The organism is Microbulbifer sp., assembly GCF_036563125.1.
GTDB lineage: Bacteria > Pseudomonadota > Gammaproteobacteria > Pseudomonadales > Cellvibrionaceae > Microbulbifer.
On sequence record NZ_DATCMV010000014.1, the window covers coordinates 1 to 9,952 of the forward strand.

The 9,952-nt window shown below is 60.4% G+C and carries 10 protein-coding genes; 2 read left to right on the forward strand and 8 right to left on the reverse strand.

Going from position 1 to position 9,952, the window contains the following annotated elements; translation table 11 throughout:
- Positions 1-755: methylisocitrate lyase (gene prpB, locus VIL80_RS00915; RefSeq protein WP_332034288.1), on the reverse strand; the 755-nt coding region annotated here is incomplete at its 3' end.
- 21 nt (positions 756-776) lie between these two features.
- Positions 777-1,502, reverse strand: a complete 726-nt coding sequence (locus VIL80_RS00920) for a GntR family transcriptional regulator (RefSeq protein ID WP_332034289.1) — start codon at positions 1,500-1,502, stop codon at positions 777-779.
- Between the two features lie 447 nt (positions 1,503-1,949).
- Here VIL80_RS00920 and VIL80_RS00925 point away from each other — a divergent pair, with 447 nt between their 5' ends.
- Positions 1,950-2,486 carry a DUF2062 domain-containing protein gene (locus VIL80_RS00925; RefSeq protein ID WP_332034290.1) on the forward strand — a complete coding sequence of 179 codons (537 nt, stop codon included), beginning with the start codon at positions 1,950-1,952 and terminating at the stop codon, positions 2,484-2,486.
- Between the two features lie 107 nt (positions 2,487-2,593).
- On the opposite strand, the gene VIL80_RS00930 is transcribed toward VIL80_RS00925, so the two are convergent.
- The 4 genes from VIL80_RS00930 to VIL80_RS00945 all read right to left on the reverse strand — a co-directional run bounded on the left by VIL80_RS00930 (position 2,594) and on the right by VIL80_RS00945 (position 7,574).
- Positions 2,594-3,862, reverse strand: coding sequence for a lipoprotein-releasing ABC transporter permease subunit (locus VIL80_RS00930; RefSeq protein WP_332034291.1), 1,269 nt, complete (start codon positions 3,860-3,862; stop codon positions 2,594-2,596).
- Positions 3,855-4,604 (reverse strand): lipoprotein-releasing ABC transporter ATP-binding protein LolD, encoded by a 750-nt coding sequence (lolD, locus tag VIL80_RS00935; protein WP_332034292.1) that lies wholly within the window; start codon positions 4,602-4,604, stop codon positions 3,855-3,857. The genes VIL80_RS00930 and lolD overlap by 8 nt, the downstream gene beginning before the upstream one ends.
- Positions 4,605-4,615: 11 nt before the next feature.
- Positions 4,616-5,857, reverse strand: a complete 1,242-nt coding sequence (locus tag VIL80_RS00940; RefSeq protein ID WP_332034293.1) for a lipoprotein-releasing ABC transporter permease subunit — start codon at positions 5,855-5,857, stop codon at positions 4,616-4,618.
- An 85-nt stretch (positions 5,858-5,942) separates the two neighbouring features.
- Positions 5,943-7,574: an alpha/beta hydrolase gene (locus tag VIL80_RS00945; protein WP_332034294.1), complete on the reverse strand. Its 1,632-nt coding sequence runs from the start codon at positions 7,572-7,574 to the stop codon at positions 5,943-5,945.
- A gap of 189 nt (positions 7,575-7,763) precedes the next feature.
- On the opposite strand from VIL80_RS00945, the gene VIL80_RS00950 reads away from it, so the two are divergent.
- Entirely contained in the window at positions 7,764-8,063 is a 300-nt protein-coding gene (locus VIL80_RS00950; RefSeq protein WP_332034295.1) for a hypothetical protein, read from the forward strand.
- Positions 8,064-8,161: 98 nt separating this feature from the next.
- On the opposite strand, the gene VIL80_RS00955 is transcribed toward VIL80_RS00950, so the two are convergent.
- Both VIL80_RS00955 and sthA read right to left on the reverse strand, forming a co-directional pair.
- Positions 8,162-8,629 carry a thioesterase family protein gene (locus VIL80_RS00955; protein WP_332034296.1) on the reverse strand — a complete coding sequence of 156 codons (468 nt, stop codon included), beginning with the start codon at positions 8,627-8,629 and terminating at the stop codon, positions 8,162-8,164.
- Positions 8,626-9,952 (reverse strand): Si-specific NAD(P)(+) transhydrogenase (gene sthA, locus VIL80_RS00960; RefSeq protein ID WP_332034297.1); only part of this gene is annotated, 1,327 nt, incomplete at its 5' end. The genes sthA and VIL80_RS00955, both read right to left, overlap by 4 nt.

Consider the following 9,952-nt stretch of genomic DNA (forward strand, 5'->3'; position numbering starts at 1 on the left):
GTATAGACGTTTTCCGCGGCTTTGTTCATGGCGCGGAACGCAGACAGCGGGTACAGCACCATGTCGGCACCGGATTCCGCGAGTTCTGCCTTGTTGTACAGCTTGGTCTGGCCGAACTCGGTGATGTTGGCAAGAATCGGTACATTCAGTGCGTCTTTGAACGCACGGTAGTGTTCCAGCTCGGTCACGGCTTCGGCGAAGATGCCGTCGGCGCCGGCTTCGATGCACGCCTGGGCGCGCTCGATGGCGGCTTCCAGACCTTCCTGTGCGAAGGCGTCGGTGCGGGCCATGATGAAGAAGTCATCGTCGGTGCGCGCGTCTACCGCGGCCTTGATGCGGTCAACCATTTCGTCTTTGGAAACGATCTCTTTGTTCGGGCGGTGACCACAGCGCTTCTGCGCTACCTGGTCTTCGATGTGCACAGCGGCGGCGCCGGCGCGGATCATCTCTTTGATGGTGCGGGCGATATTGAACGCACCACCCCAGCCGGTATCGATGTCCACCAGCAGCGGCAGGCTGGTGGCGGCGGTAATGCGGCGCACGTCTTCCAGCACGTTATCGAGGCTGGTCATGCCGAGGTCCGGCAGGCCGTAGGAGGCATTGGCAACGCCCGCGCCGGACAGGTAAATCGCCTGGTGGCCGATGCGCTCGGCCATGATCGCGGTGTAGGCGTTGATGGTGCCCACTACCTGCAGCGGCTGGTTTTCTTTCAGAGCCAGGCGGAAACGTGCGCCGGCGGATTCAGGTCTGCTCATGGATTGCCCCTGTTTCTCGAATTAATCGGTGTTGGTAAGTTTCTTTTCGATGTTGCTGCGCGACGCGCGGATATGGCGACGCATCAGAATTTCTGCCAGTTCACCATCGCCGGCTTCGATGGCGTCGATGATGTGGCTGTGTTCGCGGAAAGCGCGGTGCGCACGCGGGCTCGCCATACCCAGCTGGTAGCGATACATGCGCACGCGGTAATACAGTCGGTTGCAGAGGGTGTCGATCAGCAGGTCGTTGTTGGAGGCCTGCACAATGCGGAAGTGGAAGTCGAAATCCCCTTCCGGCTGGAAATAGGCGGTGCCCGCCTGCAGCTCTTCCTGCTGTTCGTGGCGGTGCAGCATCTGCCGCAGCTCCACCAGGTCTTCTTCCGAGCGGTTCTGTGCGGCCAGGCGGCAGGCCATGCCTTCAAGGGCTTCGCGCACGTCGTAGAGTTCCAGCAGGCCGCGCTCGGTGAGGTCCACCACGCGGGCGCCCACATTGACCTTACGCTCCAGCAGGCCGAGGGATTCCAGGCGCATCAGCGCTTCGCGCAGGCTGCCGCGGCTGGCGTCGAAGCGACGCGCCAGTTCCGGCTCGCTGATCTTGCTGCCGGCGGGCATACGCCCTTCGACGATGTCTTTACGCAGGGAATAGAACAGGCGGTCCGCCAGGCTCTGTGAGCCGCGGGTACCTTTGGGCGTGTCCGCCCCGTCTGCTGCCAACTGTGTGAGTGCGGTGTTGGAATCCATCGCCATCTGCCCCACCGTGATGATTTGTCGACACCCTTTTCTAGATTGTCGACACTTTATAGGTTGCAGAAGCTTAAATGGCCACTTTTTCAGCGTCAACCGCTATTTATGTCAACACATTGACATTCTGCGCCTAAAAAAGTGCGCAGTGCGTCGGCTTTGCACCGAACCTGTGCGGCCCGAGCGGTGGTTTACGCGCAAAACACAGTCTCAGGGTTGCCGGTTACAGGGGATAAAATGACCAATCCGACGCCGGCGATGAGAATGGTAGTCTTGAAATTGTGATGTAGGCATAATAGCGCCCGTGCTGGCCCGTGTTTGCCGACGCACACGCAATGCCTCCAGGCCACTCTATCCTTATGTGGCCGGACTTCTTACAGGGTCAGGGACGGCATACCCAAAAGGTCTCAGCATCGACAATGACAAATCGAGAGTAGTGAGCAGATTTGAATCATGCCTAAGAGTGTTATCAGGCGCTGGCTGCCAACTCCCGAACAAGTGCGTGCCAACAACGGCCTGAGATTTCTTGGCAAACTGCTGCACGACCCCAACCTGTTCCACCTGAATCGCCACTCTGTTTCCGTGGCCTTTGCGGTGGGCATTTTCACCAGTTTCCTCCCCCTGCCCGGCCAGATGCTGATTGCCGCCTTGCTGGCACTCTGGTTCCGCTGCAACCTGCCGCTGTCCATGGCGCTGGTATGGATCAGCAACCCGATCACCATGCCGGCGATCTTCTACAGCACCTACAAGCTGGGTGCGTGGATACTGGGCACCCCGCCGATACCGTTCAAAATCGAGCTGTCGTGGGAATGGCTTACGGAGGAAGTGGGAAGGATCTGGCTACCGCTATTTTCCGGCTCGCTGATCAGCGGAATTTTCTTTGCCACCGTCGCCTACTTTGCCATGCAGGCCATCTGGCGCTGGCATGTGGTGAAACGCTGGAAATCGCGACTGGAACTGCGCAAAGCCCAGATACGGGAAACGCCCTGAGGGCTCCATCAAAAAGGCCCTTTAAAAGGGCCTTATCAAAACAATTCGGCCCGAACGCGTCGGGCCGAATCTGCTACTTGTAAACCTTTCCGTTCAAATACTTTGAATCAAAAGTCCTGGCGGAGTGCCGCCGCCGGCTGCACGCGGCTCGCCTGCAATGCGGGATACAGGGTGGCAATCAGGCTGAGTACGAACCCTGCCCCCACCACCAGTGCTACATCGCCCCACTGCAGTTCAGACGGCAGATAGTCCACCGGATAGACATCGGACTTGAGGAACTGGATACCGAACAGGGATTCGAGGCCGGATACCGCATCGGTCACCAGCAGCGAGCCGACCACCCCGAGCAAACCGCCCACCAGCACGCCGACAAGGCCGACCAGCGCCCCCTGGCTGACAAACGTGAGCAGGATTTCGCGGGTGCTCGCACCCATGGTGCGCAGGATGGCGATATCGCCGTGTTTGTCGATCACCACCATCACCAGGGTCGACACCACGTTGAACGCGGCAATCGCGATGATCAGGAACACCAGCAGGCTGACCAGGTTGCGCGACATCTGGATCGCCTGGTACAGGTTGCCGTGGGTGCCGGTCCAGTCGTTGCCGTAGAAGCCTTCCACCGGCAGCTGACGCAGCAGGTTCTGGAACACGGCAAACGAGTTCAGCATATTCTTCACGCGCATCTGCACGCCCGCACCACCGGCGCCGCCCGCCAGTGCCCTGGCCTGCGCCCAGTCCACCAGCGCGAGGGAGTGATCCAGCGCGGTGCCGGAGTGGAAAATATCCACTACCTTGAAACCCGCCAGCTGCGCCGCGGTGCGGCCACCGGAGTCACTGTTGCCGCTCTGCGGCACGATGATGGAGAGCTGGTCGCCGACGGCGATTTCCAGTTTGTCGGCAATACCTTTGCCGAGAATGATGCCGGGTTCCGCGGGATCGCTGGTGAGCGCGGCAAAACTGCCGGGCTGCAGGAATTCACCGATGGTGGAAACATTGACGATGGTTTCCGGGTTCACGCCCTGCACCAGCAGCGGTGACACGTCGAGACCATTGCGCGCAAGGCCGTTCACCTGCCACACCTCTGCCGCCGCGGTAACGCCATCTGCCGCCGCCACCTGGTTGCGCACATCGGTCCAGTCGATTTGCGGGCTGGCGTTGTACACGGTGGCGTGGGGCATGATACCGAGAATACGCTCGCGCAATTCGCGGTCGAAGCCATTCATCACCGACATCACCACGATCATCAGTGCCACACCCAGGATCAGGCCGATCATGGACAGCCCGGAGATGAACGACACCAGGCCGGCAGAGTCGTCGCCGCCGCGCTGGGCGCCCGCGTAGCGCAGGCCGATAAAGGCGGGTAGCGGCTTAAACATAATTGCCCTGCTGCCAGCCTTCCACCAGCTGGCCGTCAACGAGATGCAGGCAGCGGTCCAGCGCACCGGCGAGATCCGGGTCGTGGGTCACGATCACGAAGCTGATACCGGTTTCGTCGTTGAGGCGATCCATCAGCTTGTGAATTTCATGGGCGGTTGCGCGGTCCAGGTTGCCGGTGGGTTCATCCATCAGCACACAGGCCGGACGGGCCACCAGCGCGCGAGCGATGGCGACACGCTGGCGTTCACCGCCGGACAGCTGTGCCGGCTTGTGATCCAGGCGCTGGCCGAGACCAACGGCTTCCAGCATTTCGCGCGCTTGCGCGCGGGATTCCGCCACCGAATGCTTGCCGATCAGCAGCGGCATGGCAACGTTTTCCAGCGCGGTAAATTCGTTCAGCAGATGGTGAAACTGATACACAAACCCGAGGCTGCTGTTGCGCAGCCAGCCGCGCTCGTTGGCGTTGAGGGATGCCAGATTCTGGCCGCCCACCCACACCTCACCGGTACTGGGTGTGTCCAGCCCGCCGAGCAGGTTCAACAGGGTGGATTTACCGGAACCGGAGGCACCGACAATCGCCAGCCTCTCCCCTTTCGGCACCTGCAATTCAACACCGCGCAGTACGTGCAATTCGTTGGCACCCTGGCGGTAGACTTTGGTGAGGTCGTGACAGGCCAGCACCACTTCCGCGGTGGCCTGTGGGCGTGACTCTTCGGGATGGATTTCCACTTGGCTGTTCATCTGATTATTTGTTACTCGTATCGCAGTGCTTCCGCCGGCGCAATCTGTGCTGCGCGCCAGGCGGGAAACAGGGTGGCCAGCAGGCTCATGATAATCGCCGCGCTCAATACCATGACCGCATCGGCGGCACGGAATTCAGAAGGCAGGAAACTGACAAAGAAGACCCGCGGATCAAAAATCTGTGCGCCGACCACGTCCTCGATCCAGGACACCAGGTCGGTGAGGTTCAGTGCGATCAGCGTGCCCAGTAACCCGCCGATCACCGCGCCGAGAATACCGATGGCGCTGCCCTGCACCACAAACACCGCCATGATCTGGCGCGATGTGAGACCGAGGGTGCGCAGCACCGCGATGTCCGAGCGCTTGTCCGCCACCATCAGCACCAGCGCGGAAACAATGTTGAATGCGGCCACCGCCACAATGATCATCAGCATCAGGGTGACGACGGTTTTTTCCATCTTCACCGCTTGGAACAGGCTGCCCTGGGAGTGGCTCCAGTCTTCACCGGTAAAACCTTCCCCCAGCGCCGAGGCGTAACCCTCGACAGCGCCGAGCGCATTGTTCATGTCGTCAAACTTGAGCTGCAGCCCCTGCACCTTGCCGGGCATACGCAACAGGCGCGCGGCATCGTCGAGATGCATCAGCGCCATGTTCTGGTCCACCTGCGCACCCACGGAGAAAACACCGGCCACGGTAAAGCGCTTGGTGCGGGGGAAAATACCGGCGGGGGTAATGGTGACTTCCGGCAGGGTCAGGATCACGCTGTCGCCGGGAATGACGCCTAACTGACGCGCCAGGATACGCCCGAGCACGATGTTGTAGCTGCGCGACTGCAGGCCATCCAGGCTGCCCATCAGCATGTGTTCGCCAACCGAAGACACTTCGCGCAGTGCCTGCGGGTCCACGCCCTGGAATTCCACGCCGTGGGACTGGTTGTTGGCACCCAACAGCGCAAAACCGCGCACAAACGGACTGGCGGCGAGCACATGGGGTTGCTGGCGCAGGGACTCTGCGGCGGCGGCCCAATCCTCGAGGCCTTCCTTGTTTTCCACGAACCCGTGCGGCACCACCGACAGGATGCGGGTCTTCAGCTCGCGATCAAACCCGTTCATCACCGAGGTCACCACGATCAACGCGAATACACCCAGCGCCATACCCAGCAGGGAGAAACCATTGATAAAGGAGATGAACTGCTGCCGGCGGCGGGCGGCCACGTAACGCAGGCCGATATAGAGGGGGACTGGTTTTATCATGGGGCTGATTTAAGCGGAAAAACGCCAAGAAATCCAAGTATTTACGCACGTTACAGCAACAGCGTGAACGTTTTGACAGCCGGATTCAGCGCGGATTCCATTTGAGCAGCTTTTCGTTCAAAAGCTTCAGCTTCGCCTCATCCCACCCCGGCGGCGCCACCAGCTGATGCCAGGCGTGAACATAGTCTGCGGGCGCGTAGCTGTGCCCGAAACCCATGGGCGCAATGCCCGCGTGCATGTCCATCGCCAGCTGCAACATGGTCACGATCGGGTACCACTGCAGATCCGGGGAAACGTCAGGAGCCCGCGGCTTTGCCATCCACGCCGGCTTCCGGTAAGCCGCCTCCGGCTCAAAAAATACGATGGGATCACTGCCGTGCTGCAAGTAGGCGAGACGGAAGTTTCCCCAGGGCGCGCTACCGGTTTCATAGCCGCCAAAATGGTTGCCAAAGCGCACCACCGCCCCGTCGCGAAACAGCGGCAACCAGGCCGGTGAACCCGCATCGCGGTCTTTGGTGACCTCGCGCCAGGTGTCACTGCGAAATGGCGGGCCCGCCCACAGGGCGCCGTGGAACGGATCGTTGATGATGTCGTAGAAGTCGAAGGAGCGGTCGGAATTGAGTGCCCCCAGGCTCAGCCCGAACAGGAATAGCTTGGGCCGGGTTTCCCGCGGCAGCGCACTCCAGTGGCCGTAGACCGCCTGGAACAGCGCCTGCGCCGTTTCACGGCCGTAGGCATCCTCGGTCATCAGCGCGATCGGGCTCGGCAGGTAGGAGTACTGCGCGGCAACGCTGGCGACATCGCCCCCCAATAGGTATTCAATGGAATTGATAGCGCCCGGGTCCACCCAGCCGGTACCGGTCGGGGTGATCAGGATCAGGTACGGACGCTCAAAGCCCCCTACCCGCTTCAGCTCTTTCAGCGCGAGTTCTGCGCGCGCCGCTGGCGTCTCCGCGGCGTTCAGGCCGACATATACGCGAATCGGGTCTTTGGCGCTGCCGGTCACCTCTGCGATGTCTTTGGCCTTGGGGCCGAGGACCAGGTAACGCCGCCCCTGATGCCCCATGTCCTGCCAGCGCACCAGCGACGCGGCACTCCCGGGGATCATTGGATCTGTGGGCTCCGCCATATCCGGCGCAATCCGGGTATCCAGCTGCTGGTAGATACGGTCCACGCGCTTCAACGCGGCGGTAAGAATCACGTCGTTGAAGCCTGCCCAGAACAGAGCCACCGCCGCCAGCAGCCCCAACAGCATGGACAGGCGGCGCGGCGCACGCCGTTCGAGCTTGCCCGAGAGAAAGTAAAAAAGATGCCGGAACAGCCTGGCGATCGACAGCAGCACCAGAAACACCAGCGCGGAGACCAGCGCAATGGTCAGCGGCCTGACCCCCGGTGCGTCCTCAAGCCCCATAAGACCGCGCACCGTGTTCTGCCATGTGGCCGCCTGCCACAGAAACCCCAGCGCCAGCAGAATGCAGAATATGCTGGCAACCCAGCGCAGGATATTGCGCGGTCGGCCGTGCACCGCCGGCAATTCCATAAACCGCCACAACCAGGCAAGGAAGACGCCCACCCCGTAACCGGCCGCAAATGAGCAGCCGGAGATAACGCCCTGCACCACCCCCTCGCGAGGGATCAGCGAGGGGGTCAGGGACAGCGCGAAAAAGGTGGTACCGACCAGCAACCCGGCCGTGGAAAAAAAGTGCGCAAACCGCATTGGTGACTGCCCGATCAGTCGTGTTCGAATTTCAGCCTAGCACAAGGATTCGCGGAGGCACCGGGCACGGCATTGGCTCCGCAAGGCAAAGCGATTCAATGAAAGGAAAAACGTGAAGAATGCCGCATGTTTCGGCAGAATATCTGCTTTAATGCCTGACAAATCGAATAATTCAACGGGAGAGCCCACATGTTCTCATCACCTGCTCTGCGCAACCTGACACTGGCGGGCCTCGTCGGCATCGCTGTTTTCACCACTGCCGCCCAGGCAGAGACCATTGAAGTGCCTGTGGGCAGCCAGGGCCAGGTCGCCGAGACCTCCCACCTGCGCGGCAAGAAACAGGACCAGGTGAACCAGGAACTCGGTGAGCCCATCTCCATTCAGGGTCCGGTCGGAACGCCGGCAATCACCCGCTGGGAGTACGCCGATTTCTTCGTTTACTTTGAGAACGACCGGGTTCTGCACACCGTGGCCAAACACCACGGTTAAGCTTCCGAACTTATCCGGTCCCAATAAAAAAGCGCGCTTATGCAAAATAAGCGCGCTTTTTTCGTCTCCAGGTCTGAAGTCCAGCCGAATGGCGGAAGTCAGTAGAGGAATGTCGCCGTACCGGTGGAAATCAATTCGTCAGAGTCGTTGTACAGCTCCATCCGCGTCACCACCAACTTGTTCCCCACCCGCAACACCGAGCCGTGACAGATAAAACTTTCGCCACGTCCGGGCTTCAGGTAATCCACCCGCATATCCACCGTCCCCAGACGGACCAGCCGCTGGATTTTTTCGTCCCAGTCGATGGCACCGCCCATGCGATCGTAGGCCGCCACCATGGCAGTGAGCCCGCCAACGGTATCCAGTGCGGTGGCCATCACGCCGCCGTGCAGGATGTTCTGGAAATGATTGCCGATAAGCTGCGGCTTGCGCACAAACTTTGCGGACAGCGTCTGTTTTTCCAGATCGAAATCATGCAATTTGAGACCGATTTCCTGAACAAAAGGGATATCGCTGAATATCCCTTCTACCAGTGAACGGAACTCTGCTGGGGATGGTTCGCTCATAACCGTGTAATCCGGTTCAGCCCGTCCAGTGCCGCAGTACGGTATGCCTCTGCCATGGTCGGATAGTTGAAGGTCGTGTTCACAAAGAAATCGATCGAGTTGTTCGGTGCCGGCTGTTTCATGATGGCCTGGCCGATGTGCACGATCTCCGCCGCCTCGGCGCCGAAGCAGTGAATACCGAGAATCTCGCGGGTCTCGATATGGAACAGGATCTTCAGCATGCCGACACGCTCGCCGGAAATCTGTGCCCGTGCGGTGTGCTTGAACAACGCGCGCCCAACCTCGTACGGGACTTTGGCCTTGGTCAGTTCGCTTTCGGTTTTGCCCACGGAAGAAATCTCCGGCAGGGTGTAAATCCCCGTCGGTGCATCCTCAATCACACGATGCTCGCGCCCGGCAATGGCTTCCGCGGCAGCGCGGCCCTGGTCGTAGGAAGCACTGGCCAGGCTCGGCCAGCCAATCACATCACCCACCGCAAAAATGTTTTCCACCGCGGTGCAGTAATGATCATCCACCGCCAACTGGCCGCGGTGGTTGGCCTCGAGGCCGATATTTTCCAGACCGAGTGAACCGGTGTTGCCGGAGCGGCCGTTACACCACAGCAGCGCATCGGCGGAAATCCGCTTGCCGGATTGCATTTCCATGGTCACGCCGCGATCGGTTCCCACTACCCGCGCGTACTCTTCGCGGTGACGAACCGTCACGCCCATATCCCGCAGGTGGTAGCTGAGCGCATCGGAAATTTCGTCGTCGAGGAATTCCAGCAGGTGGCCGCGGCTGTTGATCAGATCCACTTTCATACCGAGGGCGGCAAAGATGGAGGCGTATTCGCAGCCGATAACACCCGCACCGTAGATGATGATCGCCTGCGGGGTGTGCTCCATTTCCAGAATGGTATCGCTGTCGTAAATACGCGGGTGATTGAAATCCACATCCGCCGGACGATAAGGACGGGAGCCGGTGGCAATGACGAATTTTTCCGCGGTGATGATTTCCCGCGCACCGTCCGCCAGCTGTACCACGATACTGTTGGCATCCTTGAATTGGGCGTCGCCAACGATCAGGTCCACACGATTGCGCGCATAGAAGCTCGTGTGCATTTCCACCTGATAGGAAATTACCTTGTTGACCGTTTCCATCACCTGCGGGAACGTCAGCCGACGCGGTTCGCCCAGGGCGCGGAAAACCGGCTGCGTGTTGTAGCGCATCAGCTGCTTGACGGAGTGACGCAGCGCCTTGGAAGGGATTGTGCCCTTGTGGGTACAGTTGCCGCCCACCGCTGGGCTGCGCTCAATCACCGCAGCCCGCAGACCTTTCTTGGCA